18 protein-coding genes are annotated in these 21,594 nt (G+C 63.9%); 10 read left to right on the top strand and 8 right to left on the bottom strand.

Features of this window, described 5'->3' with window-relative positions; translation table 11 throughout:
* Positions 1-71 precede the first annotated feature (71 nt).
* The 6 genes from tkt (at position 72) to fba (ending at position 6,402) form a co-directional block, all read left to right on the top strand.
* On the top strand, positions 72-2,069 hold the full coding sequence (tkt, locus tag AC1RMG_RS23775; protein WP_011063960.1) for a transketolase: 1,998 nt from the start codon (positions 72-74) through the stop codon (positions 2,067-2,069).
* 153 nt (positions 2,070-2,222) lie between these two features.
* Positions 2,223-3,302 (top strand): erythrose-4-phosphate dehydrogenase, encoded by a 1,080-nt coding sequence (epd, locus tag AC1RMG_RS23780; protein ID WP_011063959.1) that lies wholly within the window; start codon positions 2,223-2,225, stop codon positions 3,300-3,302.
* 17 nt (positions 3,303-3,319) lie between these two features.
* Positions 3,320-4,483 (top strand): phosphoglycerate kinase, encoded by a 1,164-nt coding sequence (locus tag AC1RMG_RS23785; RefSeq protein ID WP_011063958.1) that lies wholly within the window; start codon positions 3,320-3,322, stop codon positions 4,481-4,483.
* A gap of 32 nt (positions 4,484-4,515) precedes the next feature.
* A complete protein-coding gene (locus AC1RMG_RS23790; protein WP_011063957.1) occupies positions 4,516-4,737 on the top strand; it encodes a hypothetical protein in 222 nt (73 codons plus the stop codon).
* Between the two features lie 60 nt (positions 4,738-4,797).
* Positions 4,798-5,127 (top strand): MliC family protein, encoded by a 330-nt coding sequence (locus AC1RMG_RS23795; RefSeq protein WP_011063956.1) that lies wholly within the window; start codon positions 4,798-4,800, stop codon positions 5,125-5,127.
* Between the two features lie 210 nt (positions 5,128-5,337).
* Complete coding sequence (gene fba, locus AC1RMG_RS23800; protein WP_003229012.1) at positions 5,338-6,402, top strand: class II fructose-bisphosphate aldolase; 1,065 nt, start codon at positions 5,338-5,340, stop codon at positions 6,400-6,402.
* 106 nt (positions 6,403-6,508) lie between these two features.
* Here the strand turns inward: fba and AC1RMG_RS23805 are convergent, their stop codons facing one another.
* Entirely contained in the window at positions 6,509-7,180 is a 672-nt protein-coding gene (locus AC1RMG_RS23805; protein ID WP_011063955.1) for a polysaccharide lyase family 7 protein, read from the bottom strand.
* 316 nt (positions 7,181-7,496) lie between these two features.
* On the opposite strand from AC1RMG_RS23805, the gene AC1RMG_RS23810 reads away from it, so the two are divergent.
* Genes AC1RMG_RS23810 through AC1RMG_RS23820 form a run of 3 tightly spaced genes read left to right on the top strand, consistent with a single transcriptional unit; the run spans position 7,497 to position 10,495 of the window.
* Positions 7,497-9,620, top strand: a complete 2,124-nt coding sequence (locus AC1RMG_RS23810; RefSeq protein ID WP_015637331.1) for a putative bifunctional diguanylate cyclase/phosphodiesterase — start codon at positions 7,497-7,499, stop codon at positions 9,618-9,620.
* 42 nt (positions 9,621-9,662) lie between these two features.
* Complete coding sequence (locus AC1RMG_RS23815) at positions 9,663-10,175, top strand: M48 metallopeptidase family protein (protein WP_011063953.1); 513 nt, start codon at positions 9,663-9,665, stop codon at positions 10,173-10,175.
* Between the two features lie 23 nt (positions 10,176-10,198).
* A complete protein-coding gene (locus AC1RMG_RS23820; RefSeq protein ID WP_011063952.1) occupies positions 10,199-10,495 on the top strand; it encodes a winged helix-turn-helix domain-containing protein in 297 nt (98 codons plus the stop codon).
* Positions 10,496-10,498: 3 nt separating this feature from the next.
* Here AC1RMG_RS23820 and AC1RMG_RS23825 read toward each other — a convergent pair whose 3' ends face one another.
* Positions 10,499-10,951 (bottom strand): GNAT family N-acetyltransferase, encoded by a 453-nt coding sequence (locus AC1RMG_RS23825; RefSeq protein ID WP_011063951.1) that lies wholly within the window; start codon positions 10,949-10,951, stop codon positions 10,499-10,501.
* Positions 10,952-11,228: 277 nt separating this feature from the next.
* Between AC1RMG_RS23825 and AC1RMG_RS23830 the strand changes: the two genes are divergently transcribed.
* The gene (locus AC1RMG_RS23830; protein WP_011063950.1) at positions 11,229-11,966 is read left to right on the top strand and encodes a substrate-binding periplasmic protein; all 738 of its coding nucleotides are present in this window, start codon (positions 11,229-11,231) and stop codon (positions 11,964-11,966) included.
* 86 nt (positions 11,967-12,052) lie between these two features.
* Here the strand turns inward: AC1RMG_RS23830 and yccS are convergent, their stop codons facing one another.
* The 6 genes from yccS to AC1RMG_RS23860 form a co-directional block, all read right to left on the bottom strand.
* Positions 12,053-14,245 (bottom strand): YccS family putative transporter, encoded by a 2,193-nt coding sequence (gene yccS / locus AC1RMG_RS23835; RefSeq protein ID WP_019095267.1) that lies wholly within the window; start codon positions 14,243-14,245, stop codon positions 12,053-12,055.
* A 124-nt stretch (positions 14,246-14,369) separates the two neighbouring features.
* Positions 14,370-15,548, bottom strand: coding sequence for a BaiN/RdsA family NAD(P)/FAD-dependent oxidoreductase (locus AC1RMG_RS23840; RefSeq protein ID WP_493170396.1), 1,179 nt, complete (start codon positions 15,546-15,548; stop codon positions 14,370-14,372).
* A gap of 61 nt (positions 15,549-15,609) precedes the next feature.
* Positions 15,610-16,947 (bottom strand): ATP-dependent RNA helicase DbpA, encoded by a 1,338-nt coding sequence (dbpA, locus tag AC1RMG_RS23845; protein ID WP_230493580.1) that lies wholly within the window; start codon positions 16,945-16,947, stop codon positions 15,610-15,612.
* 244 nt (positions 16,948-17,191) lie between these two features.
* Positions 17,192-18,622 (bottom strand): multidrug transporter subunit MdtD, encoded by a 1,431-nt coding sequence (mdtD, locus tag AC1RMG_RS23850; protein ID WP_015637327.1) that lies wholly within the window; start codon positions 18,620-18,622, stop codon positions 17,192-17,194.
* 36 nt (positions 18,623-18,658) lie between these two features.
* Positions 18,659-19,996, bottom strand: coding sequence for a TldD/PmbA family protein (locus tag AC1RMG_RS23855; protein WP_125062321.1), 1,338 nt, complete (start codon positions 19,994-19,996; stop codon positions 18,659-18,661).
* Entirely contained in the window at positions 19,996-21,438 is a 1,443-nt protein-coding gene (locus AC1RMG_RS23860) for a TldD/PmbA family protein (RefSeq protein WP_093405260.1), read from the bottom strand. Before AC1RMG_RS23860 ends, AC1RMG_RS23855 begins: the two co-directional genes overlap by 1 nt.
* Positions 21,439-21,594 lie beyond the last annotated feature (156 nt).

Below are 21,594 nucleotides of genomic sequence, written 5' to 3' on the forward strand. Positions count from 1 at the left end.
CCGCCTGACGCCTGAGGGAAAATGCAGGCCTTTTTTCCGTTTCGTTTTATTCAATCCCCAGGAGATCAGCGATGCCAAGCCGTCGTGAGCGTGCCAACGCCATTCGTGCCCTCAGCATGGATGCCGTGCAAAAAGCCAACAGCGGCCATCCAGGTGCCCCTATGGGTATGGCGGATATCGCCGAAGTACTTTGGCGTGACTACCTGAAGCACAACCCGAGCAACCCATCCTTCGCCGACCGCGACCGCTTCGTGCTGTCCAATGGCCACGGCTCGATGTTGATCTACTCGCTGCTGCACCTGACCGGCTACGACCTGTCGATCGATGACCTGAAGAACTTCCGCCAACTGCACAGCCGCACCCCGGGCCACCCGGAGTTCGGTTACACCCCAGGCGTGGAAACCACCACCGGCCCGCTGGGCCAGGGCCTGGCCAACGCTGTGGGCTTTGCCCTCGCGGAGAAAGTCCTGGCGGCGCAGTTCAACCGTCCAGGCCACAACATCGTCGACCATCACACCTACGTGTTCCTGGGTGATGGCTGCATGATGGAAGGCATTTCCCACGAAGTCGCTTCCCTGGCCGGCACCCTGGGCCTGGGCAAGCTGATCGCCTTCTACGATGACAACGGCATCTCCATCGACGGCGAAGTCGAAGGCTGGTTCACCGACGACACGCCCAAGCGTTTCGAAGCCTATAACTGGCAAGTGATCCGCAACGTCGACGGCCACGATCCGGAAGAGATCAAGACCGCCATCGACACCGCGCGCAAGAGCCCGCTGCCGACTCTGATCTGCTGCAAGACCACCATCGGTTTCGGTTCGCCGAACAAGCAGGGCAAGGAAGATTGCCACGGCGCGCCACTGGGCGACGCGGAAATCGCCCTGACCCGCCAGGCGCTGAATTGGAACTATGGCCCGTTCGAAATCCCGGCCGACATTTATGCCGAGTGGGATGCCAAGGAAAAAGGTCGCGCTGCCGAAGCCGAGTGGGACCAGCGTTTCGCGGCCTATTCCGCTGCCTTCCCAACCGAAGCCAACGAACTGGTACGTCGCCTGAGCGGTGACCTGCCTGCCGACTTCGCCGAGAAGGCCGACGCCTACATCGCCGAAGTAGCCGCCAAGGGCGAAACCATCGCCAGCCGCAAGGCCAGCCAGAACACCCTGAATGCTTTCGGCCCCCTGCTGCCGGAAGTGCTCGGTGGGTCGGCCGACCTGGCCGGTTCCAACCTGACCCTGTGGAAAGGTTGCAAGGGTGTCAGCGCTGAAGATGCCAGCGGCAACTACATGTACTACGGCGTGCGCGAGTTCGGCATGACCGCCATCATGAACGGCGTTGCCCTGCACGGCGGCCTGGTGCCTTACGGCGCGACCTTCCTGATGTTCATGGAATACGCCCGCAACGCAGTGCGCATGTCGGCGCTGATGAAGAAGCGTGTGATCCATGTCTACACCCACGACTCCATCGGTCTGGGCGAAGACGGCCCGACGCACCAGCCGATCGAGCAACTGACCAGCCTGCGTACCACGCCGAACCTGGACACCTGGCGCCCGGCTGATGCCGTTGAATCGGCGGTGGCCTGGAAAAACGCGCTGGAGCGTAAAGACGGCCCTTCGGCGCTGATCTTCTCGCGCCAGAACCTGCAGCACCAAACCCGCGATGCCGGCCAGATCGCCGACATCAGCCGCGGTGGCTATGTGTTGAAGGACTGCGCAGGCGAGCCTGAACTGATCCTGATCTCCACCGGTTCGGAAGTCGGCCTGGCCGTTCAGGCCTACGACAAACTGACCGAGCAAGGCCGCAAGGTGCGCGTGGTTTCCATGCCTTGCACCAGCGTGTTCGATGCTCAGGACGCTGGCTACAAGCAATCGGTTCTGCCGCTGCAGGTCAGCGCACGTATCGCGATCGAAGCGGCTCATGCCGACTTCTGGTTCAAGTACGTGGGTCTGGAAGGTCGCGTGATCGGCATGACCACCTACGGCGAATCGGCTCCGGCTTCGGCACTGTTCGAAGAGTTCGGCTTCACCCTGGACAACATCCTGGGCCAGGCTGAAGAGTTGCTGGAAGACTAAACCCGGAAGCCGGGTTGTCTGTACTGACGCAATCGCGAGCAAGCTCGCTCCTGCAGGGATGTATACCGTCCTTGTGGGGGCGAGCTTGCTCGCGATGACGATGGCGCAGGCAGCACGAAGCTGATGGTTTCACCACCGGTCATTGAGAACCCCATGCCTCAACCGCGTCCCTACAAAGTTGCACTCAACGGCTACGGCCGGATTGGTCGTTGCGTCTTGCGTGCTCTGTTCGAGCGAGGGGCTGCGGCCGGGTTCGAGATCGTTGCCATCAACGATCTGGCCGACATGGCCAGCGTTGAATACCTGACACGCTTCGATTCCACCCACGGGCGTTTTCCCGGTGAGGTGAAGGTCGATGGCGATTGTCTGCATATCAATGGCAACTGCGTGAAAGTGTTGCGCAGTGCCACCCCCGAAGGCATCGATTGGGCGTCCCTGGGCGTCGATCTGGTGCTGGAATGCTCCGGTGCCTACCACACCCGCGAAGACGGCCAGCGTTTCCTCGACGCCGGCGCGCCGCGGGTGCTGTTCTCCCAGCCGATGGCCAGCGAGGCGGATGTCGACGCCACCATCGTCTATGGGGTGAACCAGGACTGCCTGAGCGGCGACGAACGGCTGGTGTCCAACGCCTCCTGCACCACCAACTGCGGCGTGCCGCTTTTGCGCCTGCTGGATCAGGCCATTGGCCTGGAGTACGTATCGATCACCACCATTCACTCGGCGATGAACGACCAGCCGGTGATCGACGCCTATCACCATGAAGACCTGCGGCGTACCCGTTCGGCCTTCCAGTCGGTGATCCCGGTGTCCACCGGTCTGGCGCGGGGTATCGAGCGCCTGTTGCCGGAACTTGCCGGGCGAATTCAGGCCAAAGCAGTGCGGGTGCCGACAGTGAACGTGTCCTGCCTGGACATCACCATGCAGACCGTGAGCGATACCGACGCCACCGAGGTCAACCGGATCCTGCGCGAGGCCGCCACCAGCGGTCCGCTCAAGGGCCTGCTGGCCTACACCGAGCTGCCGCATGCCAGCTGTGATTTCAATCATGATCCCCATTCGGCGATCGTCGATGCCAGTCAGACCCGTGTTTCCGGCCCCCGGCTGGTGAACATCCTGGCCTGGTTCGACAACGAATGGGGCTTTGCCAACCGAATGCTGGACGTAGCTGGGCACTACCTGCACACAGCCGCTCCACGCACTGACACTCAACTCTCTGTTTCTGAAGAACAGTAACCCAGGAATTGCGACCCATGACCGTGTTGAAGATGACCGACCTCGATCTGCAAGGTAAGCGCGTGCTGATCCGTGAAGACCTCAACGTCCCAGTCAAGGACGGTGTTGTCACCAGCGATGCGCGAATCCTGGCTTCGCTGCCGACCATCAAGCTGGCCCTGGAAAAAGGCGCGGCAGTGATGGTCTGCTCGCACCTGGGCCGCCCGACCGAAGGCGAGTTTTCCGCCGAGAACAGCCTCAAGCCGGTGGCCGACTACCTGAGCCGCGCCCTGGGTCGTGAAGTACCGCTGGTGGCCGATTACCTGGGTGGTGTCGAGGTCAAGGCCGGCGACATCGTGCTGTTCGAGAACGTACGCTTCAACAAGGGCGAGAAAAAGAACGCCGACGAGCTGGCCCAGCAATACGCTGCCCTGTGCGACGTGTTCGTGATGGACGCTTTCGGCACCGCGCACCGCGCCGAGGGTTCGACCCATGGCGTGGCCAAGTTCGCCAAAGTGGCTGCTGCTGGTCCTTTGCTGGCCGCTGAGCTGGACGCGCTGGGCAAGGCCCTGGGCAACCCGGCCAAGCCGATGGCGGCCATCGTTGCCGGCTCCAAGGTGTCGACCAAGCTGGACGTGCTCAACAGCCTGAGCCAGATCTGCGACCAGTTGATCGTCGGTGGCGGCATCGCCAATACCTTCCTCGCCGCTGCCGGGCATCCGGTGGGCAAGTCGCTGTACGAGCCGGACCTGCTGGACACCGCTCGCGCCATCGCCGCCAAGGTCAGCGTACCGCTGCCGGTGGACGTGGTGGTGGCCAAGGAATTTGCCGAGAGCGCTGCGGCCACCGTCAAGCTTATCGCCGATGTGGCCGATGACGACATGATTCTCGACATCGGCCCGCAGACTGCCGCGCAGTTCGCCGAACTGCTGAAATCCTCCAGGACCATCCTCTGGAACGGCCCGGTGGGCGTGTTCGAATTCGACCAGTTCGGCAATGGCACCAAGGTCCTGGCCCAGGCCATCGCTGACAGCGCCGCGTTCTCCATTGCCGGCGGCGGCGACACCCTGGCAGCCATCGACAAATATGGCGTAGCGCAGCAGATCTCCTACATTTCTACCGGTGGCGGCGCCTTCCTCGAATTCGTCGAGGGCAAGGTGCTGCCGGCGGTTGAAGTCCTGGAAGCCCGGGCCAAGGCCTGAGGCCTCGATTGGCCGGGCAAAGGAGTGTTCTGATGGTCAAGACGTTGCCACTGTTGATCGCCGTGGCGTTGCTGGCGGGCTGCTCCAGTGCCCCCAAGGCAACGCCTGCGGAGGATGCCGGCGAGGTGCAGAAAGGCTGCTACCAGGCTGACTGGCAGGCCGAGACGGCTCCGGTGATCAACAAGCGTCTGGGCCCTGAGGGCCTGGAGAAGTACGAGACGCCGTCAAAGGCCAGGGAACAGGGTTGCCCTTGACGGGTCAGATGGGTTAACGCAACGCGCCGGGGCCTGTTGGCCTCCCGCCGAGGAACATTGATGAAAGGTTTGATCGCCGTGGCGATGCTGGGCTTGTTGGCAGGTTGTGCCAACCTGAACCTGCTCAAGTCGCCGACCACTGACAACTGGACCACCTGGACCTGCGACAGCCAGGCCCAGGTGCTCTGGCGCTACACCGACGACAGCCGCAAGGCCGTCGACGTGCGCCTGGGGGGCGACGACCAGGTACGCCGCCTGAAGCTTGAGCCCAGCGGTTCGGGCTCGCTGTACAGCGACGACATGCTGGCGTTTCACGTCAAGGGCGAGGAGGGCCTGGTCTACTGGGTCGCCACCAATGACCTGATCGGCCGCGGCTGCAAGGCCATGTAGGGGCTGGCTTGCCAGCGGAGGCGGCCTCCAGACCTGTGCAAGGTTCAAGGCCCCTTTCACTGGCGAGCCGGCTCCTGCGTGGCTGTAGAGATTTGGTTTTAACGAATGGAACAGAGCGGGTTGACCCCCGATCTGCAATCACTTGAATAGCAGTCGCCGCTACGGCAGGCTTGCACGATTAACGACCCTCGACCGGGAGAGACACACACAATGGCACTCATCAGCATGCGCCAGATGCTGGACCACGCAGCCGAGTTCGGCTACGGCGTTCCAGCCTTCAACGTCAACAACCTTGAGCAGATGCGCGCCATCATGGAAGCCGCTGACAAGACTGACTCCCCGGTGATCGTCCAGGCTTCGGCCGGCGCCCGCAAATACGCCGGCGCGCCTTTCCTGCGTCACCTGATTCTGGCTGCCATCGAAGAGTTTCCGCATATCCCGGTGTGCATGCACCAGGACCACGGCACCAGCCCTGACGTCTGCCAGCGCTCCATCCAGCTGGGCTTTTCCTCGGTGATGATGGACGGCTCCCTCGGTGAAGACGGCAAGACCCCGACCGACTACGAATACAACGTCCGTGTTACCCAGCAGACCGTGGCCATGGCCCACGCCTGCGGCGTGTCGGTAGAAGGCGAGCTGGGCTGCCTGGGTTCCCTGGAAACCGGCATGGCCGGTGAAGAAGACGGCATCGGCGCCGAAGGCGTGCTGGATCACAGCCAGATGCTGACTGACCCGGAAGAAGCCGCGGACTTCGTCAAGAAGACCCAGGTGGATGCCCTGGCCATCGCCATCGGTACCAGCCACGGCGCCTACAAGTTCACCAAGCCGCCTACCGGCGACGTACTGGCCATCGACCGCATCAAGGAAATCCACAAGCGCATCCCTAACACTCACCTGGTGATGCACGGCTCTTCGTCGGTTCCGCAAGAGTGGCTGGCGATCATCAACCAGTACGGCGGCGACATCAAAGAAACCTACGGCGTGCCGGTTGAAGAAATCGTCGAAGGCATCAAGTACGGCGTACGCAAGGTCAACATCGACACCGACCTGCGCCTGGCATCCACTGGTGCCATGCGCCGCCTGATGGCCACCAACCCCAGCGAGTTCGACCCGCGCAAGTTCTTCGGCGCCACCGTGACCGCCATGCGCGATGTCTGCATCGCCCGTTACGAAGCCTTCGGCACCGCCGGCAACGCCTCGAAGATCAAGCCGATCTCCCTGGAAGCCATGTTCCAGCGTTACCTCAAGGGTGAGCTGAACGCCAAGGTCAACTGAGCCTAAGCGTCGAACGAAGAAGCCCGCAGCGATGCGGGCTTTTTTGTATCCGGAATTCTTGCCTTCGTAGGCGCTGGCAAGCCGGCTCCTACGCAGGGAGGGGGGGTCAGGTCTTGTTGTGGTCGATGTCCAGCTTGGAAAAGGTCACCTTGCCGCCTTCGCTGGTATAGCCGGTGTTGTCCTGCACATAAACCCCGGCCTTGAAGTACAGCGGCTTGTCGCGCCAGGTCGCGCTCAACTGGCTGTCCCACTGATAGCCGGCAGCGCTGACGCCCAGGGCGCCGCCCGGGCTCAGGTGGATCAGGTAGGAAAACTCCCGGTCCATGGGCACGTTCTCGGCAATGGTGATGACACGGCCTTCCTCGTCGTCCGGGTGCAGGCGCACCTTGGCCACGATGTTGCCGCTGCCCTTGCTGGTCTTGTACTGGTACTCGACCTTCACCAGCGGCTTGGTGCTGTTGTAGGCGTGGATCTGGCCGATGACGATCTTGCCCGAGGAGGGCACCTGGTTCACCGCCAAGGTCGCGTACAGCAGGTTGTCTGCTTCGGGGTAGGTCCAGTTGCGCAAGGTGCCGTTGGAGTAGGTCTCGCGCAGCTCGGTGCGCGGGTAGATGGCGTTCTCGGTTTTCGAGCCGGTCACCGGCGACCAGAAGAACAGGGTGCCGGTATCGGAGTGGAAATACTGGTCCTTGAACCCCTTGACCAGTGTCGGGGTGTCGATGGTCGCCGGCGGGCTGCCGACGGGAACGCTGAGGTTCCAGGTTGCCAGGTCGATCATGGTGGTTTTCCGCAAGGCATGACTGATGCAGATGGCCGAAGGCTTTAGCCTGCGCTTCTTAGGGGGTCTTTATAGCGCAGAAGCGGCGCTTGGCGAGGCCCGTATGGCGGATATATGGCGTCAGCAAAATGTCGAAATGCCATCTATCCCGGTTTTTATGCGGCAACTCTGTGACCGTTAGTCGGGAGCTGCGGCCATTGGCGAAGTGATGGCGTGCTGACAGCTTCTGCTTTTGAGGATCCGGGTCTAGAGTGAAACCTCAGGTTTTACCGGGTTTTTAAATCCGTTCAGTCTTATTACAGACAAGAGAAGCAGCATGGAATGCGTGCAACCAGAGGCAGCCGAAGGCCACTCCACTCTTCTGATCGTCGATGACTATCCTGAAAACCTCCTCAGCATGCGTGCTCTGTTGCAGCGCCAGGACTGGCAGGTGATGACCGCCGCCTCGGGGGTCGAGGCCCTGGGCCTGCTGCTCGAACATGAAGTGGACCTGGTGTTGCTGGATGTACAGATGCCCGGCATGGATGGCTTCGAAGTCGCCCGCCTGATGCGTGGCAGCCAACGTACCCGGCTGACCCCGATCATCTTTCTCACCGCCAACGAACAGTCTCAGGACGCTGTGATCAAGGGCTATGCCAGTGGCGCCGTGGACTACCTGTTCAAACCGTTCGACCCACAGATTCTCAAGCCCAAGGTCCAGGCCCTGCTGGAGCATCAGCGCAACCGCCGGGCCCTGCAGCACCTCAGCCACGACCTGGAGGTGGCACGGGCCTTCAATGCCTCGGTGCTGGACAACGCTGCCGAGGGCATCCTGGTGGTGGACGAGGGCGGGTGCGTGCGTTTCGCCAATCCGGCGGTCTCGCGCCTGCTCAATGCCCAGGTCAAGGAGCTGGAAGGCTCGCCCTTTCTCGACTACCTGCAAAAGCCCCACGTTCCCGACTGGAGCGGCTCCGAGCTCTACGCCTGTTATCGCCGGGGCGAAACCTATCGCCTGCACGACGCTCAGATGCGCACCGTGCCCGGCCAGTTGATCAGCGTGGCCTTGTCCTGTGCGCCCTTGCCCAGTGACCAGAAGGCGATGGTGGTCACCCTGCTGGACATGTCCGAAGTGCGTCACCTGCACCAGCAACTGGAATACCAGGCCGTGACCGACCCGCTGACCGGCCTGCTCAACCGCCGCGGTTTCTATCAGACGGTGGAAAACATCCTGCTGCGCAGCGACCGCTCGGGAAAGTCCCTGGTCCTGCTCTACCTGGACCTCGACGGCTTCAAGCGGGTCAACGACTCCCTGGGGCACGACGCCGGCGACCGGGTGCTGCGCTGGGTTTCCGAACAACTGAAGGACTGCCTGCACTCCTTCGACATTCTCGGGCGCATGGGCGGCGACGAATTCACCGCGCTGCTGGAGCTGAGCTTCCCCGAGCAAGCGGCGAAGATCGCCGAGAAGCTGATCGAACGCCTGTCCATCAACCAGCAGATCGATGGCCTGGAGGTGGTGCTGGGGGCGAGTATCGGCATCGCCATCTACCCCGACTGCGGCTCCAACCTGGACGGCCTGTTGCGGGCGGCGGACATCGCCATGTACGAAGCCAAGCGCGCCGGCCGCCAGCAGTACCGCTACTACGATCACGAGATGAATGGCCGCGCCCGTTCGCGGCTGATGCTCGAGGAAAGCGTGCGCAGCGCCGTGGAGCGCAAGGAATTCACCCTGGTGTACCAGCCCCAGGTGGCCATTGCCGACGGGCGCCTGCGCGGTTTCGAAGCCTTGCTGCGCTGGCGTCATCCGAGTGTGGGCGACGTGCCTCCGGGGCTGTTCCTGCCCCTGCTTGAGGAGGCACGGCTGATCAGCCGCCTGGGCAGTTGGATCTATCAACAGGGCGCGGCCCAGCGCAAGGACTGGGAGCAGGTGTTCAGCCCCGACCTGGTGCTGGGCGTCAGCCTCAGTGCCACCCAGTTCAACATGCCCAACCTGGTGGCCGAGCTGCGCCAGGTGCTGTCGCGCCATGGCCTGCAACCGCGCCAACTGGAGGTGGAGGTTACCGAGGCCGCCTTGACCCAGAACCTGGATGACACCCGCAAACAGTTGCAGCTCCTGCGTCAGCTGGGGGTGCGGGTGGCCCTGGATGACTTCGGCTCGGGCAGTTGTTGCCTGGCCTACCTGCGTGACCTGCAACTGGACACCCTCAAGCTCGATCGCCACCTGATTGCCCGCCTGCTGACCTCGCCAAGGGATGCCGCCATTGCCCGCTGCGTGATCGACCTGTGCAAGCAGTTCGACCTGCTGGTGATCGCCGAGGGCGTGGAAACCCTCGAGCAATACCAGTGGCTCAAGGCCAATGGCTGCGAGTATGTGCAAGGTTTCCTGGTGGCTCGGCCGCTGACCGCCAGTATCGCCAGCCAGTTTGCCCAGCCCTTTGACTGGAGCGCGCTACAGGCCTGAATTCGCTACACTGGCGCCTTTTATGCCCTGCGTTGCCCCTTCATGACCGCACTCAAATACCTCCAGGCCTATCCCGTTGCCTTGCAGCAGCAAGTGCGCCAGTTGATCGATGAACAGCGCCTGGGCGACTACCTGAGCCAGCGTTACCCGGGCCGGCACGCCGTACAGAGCGACAAGGCGCTGTACAGCTACGCTCTGGAGCTCAAGCAGGAATACCTGCGCAATGCGCCGGCCATCGACAAGGTGCTGTTCGACAACCGTCTGGACCTGACCCACCGTGCCCTGGGCCTGCATACCACGGTTTCCCGGGTGCAGGGCGGCAAGCTCAAGGCCAAGAAAGAGATCCGCATCGCTTCGCTGTTCAAGGAGGCGGCGCCGGAATTCCTGCGGATGATCGTGGTGCACGAGCTGGCCCACTTCAAGGAGTCGGATCACAACAAGGCGTTCTACAAGCTCTGCGAGCATATGCTGCCGGGCTATCACCAGCTGGAGTTCGACCTGCGGGTCTACCTGACCTGGCGCGACCTGCAAGGCAAGGCGGGAGCGCCGGATTAACCCCTGAAGGCAAGGAGTGGGCGATGGATGTGAGCAAGACCAAGAGTAGTTTCTACCGCCGCCTGTATGTGGCGTACCTGATCGACAGCGGCCTGGCCAGCAGCGTGCCGGCGCTGACCGAGGTCACCGGCATGCCGCGGCGCACCGCCCAGGACACCATCGCGGCCTTGGCGGACCTGGACATCCTCTGCGAGTTCGAGCAGCAGGACGGCGCGCGCAACCATGCCGGGCGTTACCGGATCCACAACTGGGGTGCCATCGACAAGGGCTGGATCGAGCCCAACCTGCGGCAGATCAAGGCCGTGCTGGGCTATCCCTGAGGCTCAGGAGCGACGCATGCCGATGTGAGGAATACCGTCCTCCAGGTATGCTTCGCCCGCCACCACGAAACCGTAGCGGCCGTAATAGGCCTGCAGATGAGCCTGGGCCGAGAGGTAGATCGGCGTTTGCGGCCAGTGCCGCTCGGCCTGCTTCAGCGCCTGCTCCATCAGGGTGTGGCCCAGGCCCTGGCCACGGGCCTGTTCAGCGATGACCACGCGGCCGATGACCACGTCGCCGCCCTGGGAAGTCGGGTCCAGCAGGCGCAGGTAGGCCAGCAACCGGTCGCCGTCCCAGGCCATCAGGTGGCAGGTATCGCCTTCAAGGTCGCGGCCGTCGACTTCCTGATAAGGGCATTTCTGTTCCACCACGAAGACTTCGGTGCGCAATTGCAGAATCGCGTACAACTGTTCCTTGCCCAGGTCGGTGTGGTGTTTGCAGACCCATTCGATGGTCATCTTCATATCCTGTATTGAGTGCTGCGCGAAATAGTAAGCACATCGCCACGGGATGTCTTGCCGGTTGTCACGCAGAAATTGTTTCTGTGAGATGGGTCAAAATGCCACTACTGAGATCACTGGTATTTGTCTTCTTTGTGTAATCTGTTTTCAAGACCTGTGCATGGGTTCTGATGAGCTAATGTTAGGAGCTGGGCCGACCTGTGCCGCACAGGCCGCGACCCTGGAGTATGGGCTGGAACGCGCTGGGCCCAGGGCCCGCTAAGGATCTATTAGCATGCTGCGACTGCATCGAGCTTTGGCTTTGATCGGATTGCTGTTGCTGGGCCAGAGCGCTTTTGCCGAAAGGCTGCGGCTGGTCGCCGATGCCTGGCCACCCTTTACCGACGCGACCCTGGTCAATGGCGGCGTGGCCACCGACATTGTCAGCACCGCCCTGTCCCGCGCCGGCTATTCCAGCGAATTCGAGCAGGTGCCCTGGGCCCGGGCCCTGCTGGGCATCGGCGAGGGGCGCTACGACGTGCTGGTGAATGCCTGGTACAACGAAGAGCGCACCCAGTTGGGGCAGTTCTCCGCGGAATACATGGTCAACCGCGTGCGCTTCATCAAGCGCAAGGACGCGCCGCTGGAATACAGCAACCTCAAGCAGCTGCATGAGTACCCGGTGGCAGTGGTGCGTGGCTACGCCTATTCCCCCGAATTCGACAATGACCCCGATCTGCAGAAGGTGCCGGTGCACAACTTCGCCATGGCGGTGCGCATGCTGGCGGCGGATCGGGTCAAGCTGACCCTGGAGGACGAATACGTGGCCCGCTACTACTTGGCCCGGGAGTCACCGCGGGTACGCAATGCGGTGGAGTTCCTGCCCAAGCCCCTGAGCGAGAACAGCCTGCATATCCTGGTCAGCCTGAAGAACCCCGAGCATGCGCAGATCGTGGCCAGGTTCGACAAGGAAATCGCTGCCATGAAAGCTGACGGCAGCTACGACCGCCTGCTGCGCCAGCACGGCATGTAACCGAAGGTGCAGGAGCTGGCTTGCCAGCGAAAGCGACTCCGGACCGTGCATGAGTCTTGCGGCCCCTTTCGCCGGCAAGCCGGCTCCTACGGTTTTGCGTTGTCGCTGGTGTCCTTGATCAGATGCGCCGCCAGGGTCCGCAACGGGCCCAGCTGACGGCAGATCAGCGCCAGTTGGGTCTGCACCAGGCGCTGGCCTTCGTCGACCTCGTCGGGCATTTGCTCCAGCTCATTGGCCAGGGCTTCTTCGGCATCGCTCTGGATATCGATCGGGGTCTTGTTGGCCAGACCCTGGGCAATCTCGTCGATGCTGGCCGCCAGGCTGACCCCGGCGCCTTCGATCAAGTGCTCGCGAACCTCGTCCGGCAGCCGGGTCTCGCGGTGTGCGCCCAGGCCCGAGAGGTAGCTGAGCAAGGTGTGGGACAGCACCAGGAAGCGGAAGCCCACGTCCGCTTCCTTACGGAAATGCCCGGGTTCCATGAGCATGTTGGCCAGGGTGGTGGACAGCGCGGCGTCGGCGTTGTGGGCGTTGCGCCGGGCCAGGCGGTAGGCCAGGTCGTCGCTCTTGCCGGCGGCGTACTGCTGCATGATCTGGCGCAGGTAGATGCTGTTGCAGGTCAGGGTGTTGGCCAGCACCTTGTTCAGGCGTCGGCCCTGCCAGTCCGGCAGGAACAGGAACACCGCCAGCCCGGCGATCAGGCTGCCCAGCAGCGTATCGAACAGCCGCGGCAGGAACAGCCCATAACCGTCGCCCACCTGGTTGAAGCAGAACAGCACCATCAGGGTGATGGCCGCCGTGGCCAGGGTGTAGCGGGTGGTGCGGTTGGTGAAGAACACCACCCCGGCGGCAATGGCGAACAGCGACTGCACCAAGGGGCTGGGGAACAGGTCGAACAGCGCCCAGGCGATGGTCAGGCCGATGGCGGTGCCGATGATCCGCTGGCCCAGCTTGCGCCGGGTAGCGCCGTAGTTGGGCTGGCAGACGAACAGGGTGGTGAGGATGATCCAGTAACCCTGGGAAGGGTGGATCAAATGCACCATGCCGTAGCCGATGCTCAGCGCCAGGGGCAGGCGCAGGGCATGGCGGAACAGCAGCGAGGTTGGCGTCAGCTGGGTGCGCAGGCGGGTCCAGACATCCTTGAAGTTGCGTGGCGAACGGTCCAGCAGGCTGCTGTCGGTGGCGTCCGCCAGGGCGTCGGGGTTGCTGGCGTCGCTGAGCAGGCGGTCGAGGGTGCCGAGGTTGGCCGCCAGGGCTCGCAATGAGCGCAACAGCCCGCGCCAGGCCGGGTTGCTCTGGATCCGCAGGTGTTCCAGGGAAGCGTGCAGGTCGCCCAGGGCCTCGGCGAAGGTGGCGTCATAGACGAACGGCTGGCGCAACTGGATGGATTCGGCCAGGGCACGGCAGGCCTTGCCCTGCTGGCGCAGCAGGCGCTGGCAGCGGAACAGCACGTCGCTGTGGAAAAACGCCTCGGTCAGGGCGTTGTACGGGTAGTGGGAAGAGCTGGCGCGCTCATGAATGTCCTGGGCCAGGAAGTACAGCTTCAGGTAGCGGCTGACCTTCGACCCCGGCCGGCCGTTGCCCACCCGGTGCAGGATGATTTCCTTGGCGACGTTGAGGGCCGCCACCACCTTGCCGTTCTGCTTGGCCAGTTCCAGGCGCCGGGCCTCCACGTCCAGCTGGCGGATGGGCTCGAACAGCGAGGACTTGAGCTTGAGGTAGTAACCCAGTTCGCGAAACAGCCGGGCCAGGCTCTGCTGCACCGGCTGGTTGGAAAACAGCGCCTGCCACAGCACCGACAGCAGGCCGTACCAGGCGGCGCCGGCCACCAGCAGCAGCGGCTCGTGCCAGAAATCGATCACCGCGCCGCCGCGCTGGTCGACGCCGATCATGGTGTAGACCGAGAGGATCAGGGTCGCCGAGGCGATGGCGCCATAGCGTTCGCCCAGCGCCCCCAGCATGGTCAGGCCGAAGCTGGCCAGGGCCAGGGCGATGGCGAAGATCCAGGGGTAGGGGAACAGCAGTTCCACCGACAGCGCGGCAATGCTGAAGCACACCAGGGTCACGGCCAGGGAATTGAGCCGGCCTTGCCAGCTGTCGTCGGTTTCCGCCAGGGCGCTGGCGATGATGCCGAGGAACAGCGGGATCAGCAGGGCCATTTCATCCTGATACCAGCACAGCGCCATGCTGCCGGTCAGGGCGATGAACACCCGCACGCTGTAGCTGAATTTATCCAGCGCCCAGAGGCGGCGCAGGGATTGGCGAAAAGAGGTCGAGGACATGGAGTAGGGCAGGCCTTCCGGGGCGATGCAGCTAAATTGAGCCAGTATTGACGACGGCGCAATGCCGTCGTCACATCCTTGAGCAAAATCTGTTCCTCTTTCCTACGGCGCCCTGGCCACAGGCTCAGACGTACTGCGCCGCCGCGTAGCCCGAGGCCCAGGCCCACTGGAAGTTGAAGCCGCCCAGGTGGCCGGTGACGTCCAGCACTTCACCGATGAAATACAGCCCCGGGCTCTTCAGCGATTCCATGGTCTTGGACGAAACTTCCCGGGTGTCGACGCCGCCCAGGGTCACTTCGGCGGTGCGGTAGCCCTCGGTGCCCGCCGGTACCAGTTGCCAGCTGCCGAGTTTCTGCGCCACGTCCGCCAGCTCCGCCGGGGTGTACTGCTTCATCGGCTTGGAGACGAACCAGTGGTCGGCCAGCAGGCCGGCCATCTTCTTGGTGAAGATCTCCCCCAGGAGGGTCTTGAGCTCGCTGTTGGGGCGCTCGGCCTGCTGCTGTTGCAGCCAGCCCAGGGCGTCGTGGTCTGGCAGCAGGTTGATCTCGACGCTGTCGCCGGGCTGCCAGTAGGAGGAAATCTGCAGGATCGCCGGGCCGCTGAGGCCGCGGTGGGTGAACAGGATGTTCTCGCGAAAGCTCTGGTCGTTGCAGCTCACCAGGCAATCCACCGAGGTCCCCGATAGCTCGCTGCACAGCTCCTTGAGCTGGTCGGTGATGGTGAACGGCACCAGGCCGGCACGGGTCGGCAGCAGTTCATGGCCGAACTGTTTGGCCACCTGATAACCGAAGCCGGTGGCGCCCAGCGTCGGGATCGACAGCCCGCCGGTGGCGATCACCAGCGATTGGCACTGAACCTGGCCGAGGGTGGTGTCGAGCAGGTAGCCGCTTTCGACCTTTTCGATGGTCTGGATCGAGGTGTCCAGGCGCAGCTCCACGCCGACATGATCGCACTCGTCGAGCAGCATGCCGAGGATGTCGCTGGACTTGTTATCGCAGAACAGCTGGCCGAGTTTCTTCTCGTGGTAGGGCACGCCGTGCTTGGCCACCAGGCCGATGAAATCCCACTGGGTGTAGCGCGCCAGGGCCGATTTGCAGAAGTGCGGGTTCTGCGACAGGAAGTTGGCCGGCTCGGTGTACATATTGGTGAAATTGCAGCGACCGCCGCCGGACATCAGGATTTTCTTGCCGGCCTTGTTGGCGTGGTCCAGCAGCAACACCTGGCGGCCCCGGCCGGCCGCGGTCAGGGCGCACATCAGGCCGGCGGCGCCGGCGCCAATGATCACGACTTCGGTAGAACGCAAAACGGTGTCCTCATTAGGAGCGAACGACCCAGCGGCAGCGGCTACAGGTCAAGCAGTGGGGTTAGAGGACGCGCACGCGCAGCGAACGGCCCTTGATCTTGCCGTTGTTCAGGCGCTGCAGCGCCTGCATGACCACGGTGCGCTCAACCGCCACATACGACTGGAAGTCGAAGATCGCGATCTTGCCGACCTGGGCGCCCGGGATGCCGGCGTCGCCGGTCAGTGCGCCGAGAATATCCCCCGGACGTACCTTGTCCTTGCGCCCGCCGGCGATGCACAACGTGCTCATCGGTGGCTGCAGCGGGGCGCCGCCCTGGGACTTGAGGTTATCGACCTGATCCCAGTTCAACGGGGCTTTCTGCAGTTGTTCGATGGCTTGCGCGCGATGGGCTTCGGACGGTGCGACGAGGCTGACCGCGATGCCTTTCTCGCCAGCGCGACCGGTACGGCCAACGCGGTGAATGTGGATTTCCGAATCGCGGGCCAGCTCGACGTTGATCACCATGTCCAGCGCATCGATGTCCAGGCCACGGGCGGCGACGTCGGTGGCGACCAGTACCGATGTGCTGCGGTTGGCGAACATCGCCAGCACCTGATCGCGGTCACGCTGCTCCAGGTCGCCGTGCAGGCCGACGGCGGAGATGCCTTTGGCGGTCAGGTGATCGACGGTTTCCTGCACTTGCTGCTTGGTGAAGCAGAACGCCACACAGGAGGCCGGGCGGAAGTGGTGCAGGACTTTGGTCACTGCGCTCATGCGCTCTTCCGGTGAAATCTCGTAGAAGCGCTGCTCGATCTGCGTATCGTCGTGGAACGCTTCGGCTTTCACCGTTTGCGGATCGCGCATGAATTTCGACGCCAGTTGCTTGATGCCCACCGGGTACGTGGCGGAGAACAGCAGGGTCTGGCGGCGCGACGGGGTCTTTTCGATGATGTCTTCGATGGCGTCGTAGAAGCCCATATCGAGCATGCGGTCGGCTTCGTCGAGCACCAGCGTGTTCAGGCCGTCGAGCACCAGCGAACCCTTGCGCAGATGCTGCTGGATACGCCCTGGGGTGCCGACGATGATATGCGCACCGTGCTCCAGGGAGGCGATCTGTGGCCCGAACGACACGCCGCCGCACAGGGTCAGGACCTTGATGTTGTCTTCGGCGCGAGCCAGCCGGCGCACTTCCTTGGCCACCTGGTCGGCCAGCTCGCGAGTCGGGCAGATCACCAGGGCCTGGCAGCCGAAGTAGCGCGGGTTGATCGGGTTCAGCAGGCCGATGCCGAAGGCCGCGGTCTTGCCGCTGCCGGTCTTGGCCTGGGCGATCAGGTCCATGCCCTTGAGGATCACCGGCAAGCTCTGCGCCTGGATCGGCGTCATCTGGGCATAACCGAGGGAGTCGAGGTTAGCCAGCATGGCGGGAGACAGGGGCAAAGTATTAAAAGCGGTGGCAATGGTGGTCACGGGACTGGCCTGCAAAACAAAATGTCGCGCAGTGTATCAGTCCCGCTCCCACAACCTGCAAATTCTGGACGAGCAGCCTTGCAGGGGCGGTTTTGTGTAGGCGCTGGCTTGCCAGCGAAAGCGGCCGCGAGGTTGGCGCAGGGCCCGGGGGCCTCTTCGCCGGCAAGCCGGCTTCTACGGGGTGAGGTGCGTGGGTTCAGTGTTCGATGTGCTGCTCCTCGAGCTTGCGCGCGCGCCGGCCATCGGTGGGCGACAGCTGGAGGAAGATCGCCGCCGCCAGCATCGCCATGATGCCTACCGTGAGGAAGGTCAGTTGGAAGGCGCCGAGCACGGTGTCCACGCCATCGTTGCCCAACTCAGCGGTAAAGCCGCCCAGCAGCGCGCCGGCACAGGCCACCCCAAGGCTCAGGGACAGTTGCGCCACCACCGACAGCAGGCTGTTGCCGCTGCTGGCGGCGGCATCGTCGAGGTCGATCAGGGTCACGGTGTTCATCGCCGTGAACTGCAGCGAGTTGATCGCCCCCAGCACCGCCAGCATGCCCAGCAGCAGCGGGTAGGGCGTCTGTTCGCTGACCAGCCCCATGCTGGCCAGCATGATGCCCAGGGCCAGGGTGTTGCCGGTGAGCACGATGCGGTAGCCCAGGCGCTCGATCAGTGGCCGGGCGATGGATTTGGCCAGCATTGCCGCGGCCGCCAGGGGCAGCATGCTCATCCCCGCCTGGGACGGTGAATAGCCCAGGGCCACTTGCAGCAGCAGGGGCACCAGGAACGGCAGGGCGCCGCTGCCCAGGCGGGCGAACAGGTTGCCCAGAATGCCCACGGCAAAGGTCCGCACCTTGAACAGTGACGGGGCGAACAGCGGGTTGTCGGTGTGCACGGCCCGCAGCCAGTAGGCCGCCAGGCAGGCCAGCCCGCCGAACAGCAGCAACATCACCCGCAAGTGCGGCAGGTGCAGTTCCCCCAGGCCTTCCATGGCGATGGTGATCAGCACCATCGCCGCGCCGAACAGCACAAAGCCCAGGCTGTCGAAGCGTGTGCGCTCGCTGCCGCGCAGGTCGGGAATGAAACGCCACACCGCATAGCAGCCAACGGCGCCTACCGGCAGGTTGATCAGGAAGATCCAGTGCCAGGTCAGGTACTGCACCATCCAGCCGCCCATGGTCGGGCCGATCAGCGGCCCCAGAAGCCCGGGAATGGTGATGAAGCCCATGATCCGCACCAGTTCCGAACGCGGGTAGGCACGCAGCACCACCAGCCGTCCCACCGGCAGCATCAGCGCACCGCCCAGGCCCTGGATCACCCGGGCGCCAATCAGCTGGGTCAGGGTGTTGGACAGGGCGCAGAGCAGGGAACCGATGCTGAACAGCAAGATGGCGCCGAAGAAGATCCGCTTGGTGCCGAAGCGGTCGGCGATCCAGCCCGAGGCCGGGATCAAGAGGGCCACAGTGAGCATGTAGGCGATGATCACCCCCTGCATGCGCAGCGGGTTTTCCGCCAGGTCCTGGGCCATGGCCGGCAGGGCGGTATTGAGGATGGTGCCGTCCAGGGACTGCATGAAGAAGGCGATGGCCACCACCCAGGGCAGCCAGCGGGCGGTGGTGGCATCGAGTGGCGCGCGTTCGGGCATGGGACCTCTGGGTGAGTTCAGGTTTGAGGGCGGTTTCTACAGGGTCAGGGTCAGGCGGCTGACCAGCGCTCCGGGCAAGTGCATCGAAGCGGTCTGGCGCTGGCCGTAGGTACTGGCCGACAGCAGCAGCTCGCGTTGCTCGGTCAGGGCCTCCAGCTGCGAGCCCAGCAGGCTGTAGACGCTGTCATCGAAGCGCATGGTGCTCACGGGCGCCTGGATCTCGCCGTTCTCCACCCAGAAGGTGGCGAAGCGGGTCATGCCGGTCAGGCGCGCCGCCGGCAGGTCCGAGTAGTTCAGGTACCACAGGTTGCTGATGTACAGCCCGGTGCCCAGCTGCTTGAGGATCTCCTGCTGGGACAACTGCCCCGCGGCCATGTTCAGTGCACTGGGGTACTCACCGCTGCCGGCACCATTGGTGGTCAGGCCGTACTCGGCGGCGCTGCGGGAGTTGATCAGTTGGGCATTGGCGCTGCCCGCGACGATCAGTGACAGGTCGCTGCGCGGGTAGCCTTCGTCGGAAAACGCCGGGCTCAGGGAGCCACTGACCTGTTCGTCGAGCGACACCAGCGGGTTCAGCGCGGCATCACCGGCATAGAGCTTCTGCAGCGGGCTGTGCTTGCTGGCGATCGACTGGGCCGAGAAGCCGCCCCAGGCCAGCATGCCCATGATCTCCTCCAGGGCCGCCGGCGCCAGGTAGGCCCGGTACTGCCCGGGCGCCAGGGTGCGCAGTGGCCGGCCAAGGAATTCCAGTTGTTCCCGGGCCTGCTGGAAGCGCAGGGCGAAGGCCTGGCTGTCCCAGGCGTGCCCGGCGTAGCTGGCCTTCACCGCCTCGCCGTTTTCGTGGAACAGGCTGAAATCGAAGTTGAAGCTGTTGGCCTGGTGCCAGCCGAAGGCCCCGCCGGAACTGGCGAAGCCACGGCTGATGGGGCCGGCAGCGTAGATGCCCACCAGGTCCAGGCCGGCGCCGGCGCGACCGATTTCTTCCACCACCTGCTCACTGCCGGGCAGCGGCTGGTCCTGCACGTGATGGCTTTGCCAATGGGTGTGGTTGAGCATCAGGTACGGGTCGGCCGGCAGCAGCGGCAGGGTCTCGCGCAGTTGTTGCAGGCCATCGGCCAGGCGCTGGCGATCCACCTCGGGGTCATTGCTCAGGGTGATGCTGAGGTCGGCGTGGCGGCCATTGTCGATCAGCTTGAAATGCACGCTGGCCTGTTGCACCTGCCCGGCCTGGCGCACCTTGGCGTGGTTGAAGCGAATGAACTCCGAGGCTTCGGCGGCGTAGCTCAGGGTGAACTGCTCGGTCTCGCGCAGCGCGTCTTTGAGCCACTGCACCAAGGCCTTGAATGGCTGGGCCTGATCGGCTGTCCTGGTCATCAGGCGTCTCCTCCAAATACATCAATCTTGCTGAATACGCAGGCCGGCGAAGCATGGCCGACGCGAATCACCTGGTTGGGCTCGCCCTTGCCGCAGTTGGGTGTGCCCAGCACCTGGAAGGTGCTGCGGTCGCCGACCGCGCTGAGGTTGCGCCAGAACTGCGCGGAAATCCCCCGGTAATTGGGGTTCTTGACCACGCCCCGGAGTTCGCCGTTCTCGATCAACTGGCCCCATTCGCAGCCGAACTGGAACTTGTTGCGCGCATCGTCGATGGACCAGGAACGGTTGGTGGACATCAGGATGCCGTGCTCGATGTGCCCGATCATTTGCTCCAGGGGCTGGTCGCCGGGCTCGATGTTGAGGTTGGCCATGCGGTCGATCGGTGCACGGTTCCAACTGCTGGCGCGGCTGTTGGCGACGCCGTCGAGGCCGCTGCGGTATTGCGACAGGGCGCTGCCCAGGGGGCGTACCAGCAGGCCCTCGCGAATCAGGAACTGCTTGCTGGCCGCGGTGCCGTCGTCGTCGTGACTGTAGCTGGCCAGTTCCTCGGGGATCTGCGGGTCGAAAGTCACGTTGAGCAGCGAGGAGCCGTATTGCAGGCGGCCGAAATCCTGCTGTTTGACGAAGCTGGTGCCGGCGTAATTGCGCTCGTCGCCGAGAATGCGGTCCAGCTCCAGGGGATGGCCGATGGATTCGTGGATCTGCAGCATCATCTGGTCCGGCATCAGCAGCAGGTCCCGCGGGCCCTGGGGGGTATTGGGCGCCAGCAGCAGTTGCAGGGCCTGGTCGGCGACCCGCGGCGCAGCCCCCAGCAGGCCACAGCGGCTGATCACATCGCCGGCGCCCTGCTGGCCGAAGTTCTCCCGGCCGAGGCTGCGGGTCTGGCTGTCGCTGCCGTCGTAGGCGGTCACGTCCAGGCCCGGGTAGACGAAACGCTGGGCCTGGCGCAGCTCGGCGCCGGCGCTGTTGAGGTAGATCTGCTCGACCTGGGTCACGCCGATGCCCACCTGCCAGTTCACCAGGCGTTCATCCTTGGGCACCGAGGCCGACTCATCGCCCAGCAGCTGATAGCAGTCGCTGAGGGAGGGGAAGGGCTGCTCCAGGTTGGGCGAGAAATAGTCCGCGCGGTGGCTGGAGACCGGTTGCTCACGCAGGTCCAGCAGGGCATGGGCGGCGATGACCCGGGCCTGCTGCTCGGCGCGGTCAAGGGCGGCCTGCAGGCCGCTTTGCGACAGGTCGTTGGTGGCGGCGTAGGCTTCCACGCCGCGCACCCGCACGGTCAGCATCGCCCCTTCGTCTCGGCCCAGGCTCGGCGGCTCGGCGACGTTCTTGCGCACCGACAGGTACTGGTCCGATTCGCGGACATAACGCAGGGAAAAGAATTCGGCGCCCGTGCGCAAGGCAGCGAAGCGCTGCTTGAGCTGGGGGTGAAAGTCGAACATGGAGGACCTCCTTGTGAGGCGCGATAGCGGGTCGACGCGTTTCGCCAGCAAACGGAACACCGCCCGGCGGTTCCTACAGGTATAGGTGCTGATGGGCGCGGGGGCGAAAGGGGATGTGCAAGTTGCAGAACTGTAGCCGCTGCCGAAGGCTGCGAT

It is taken from the genome of Pseudomonas sp. GW822-FHT04H02 (assembly GCF_058800645.1).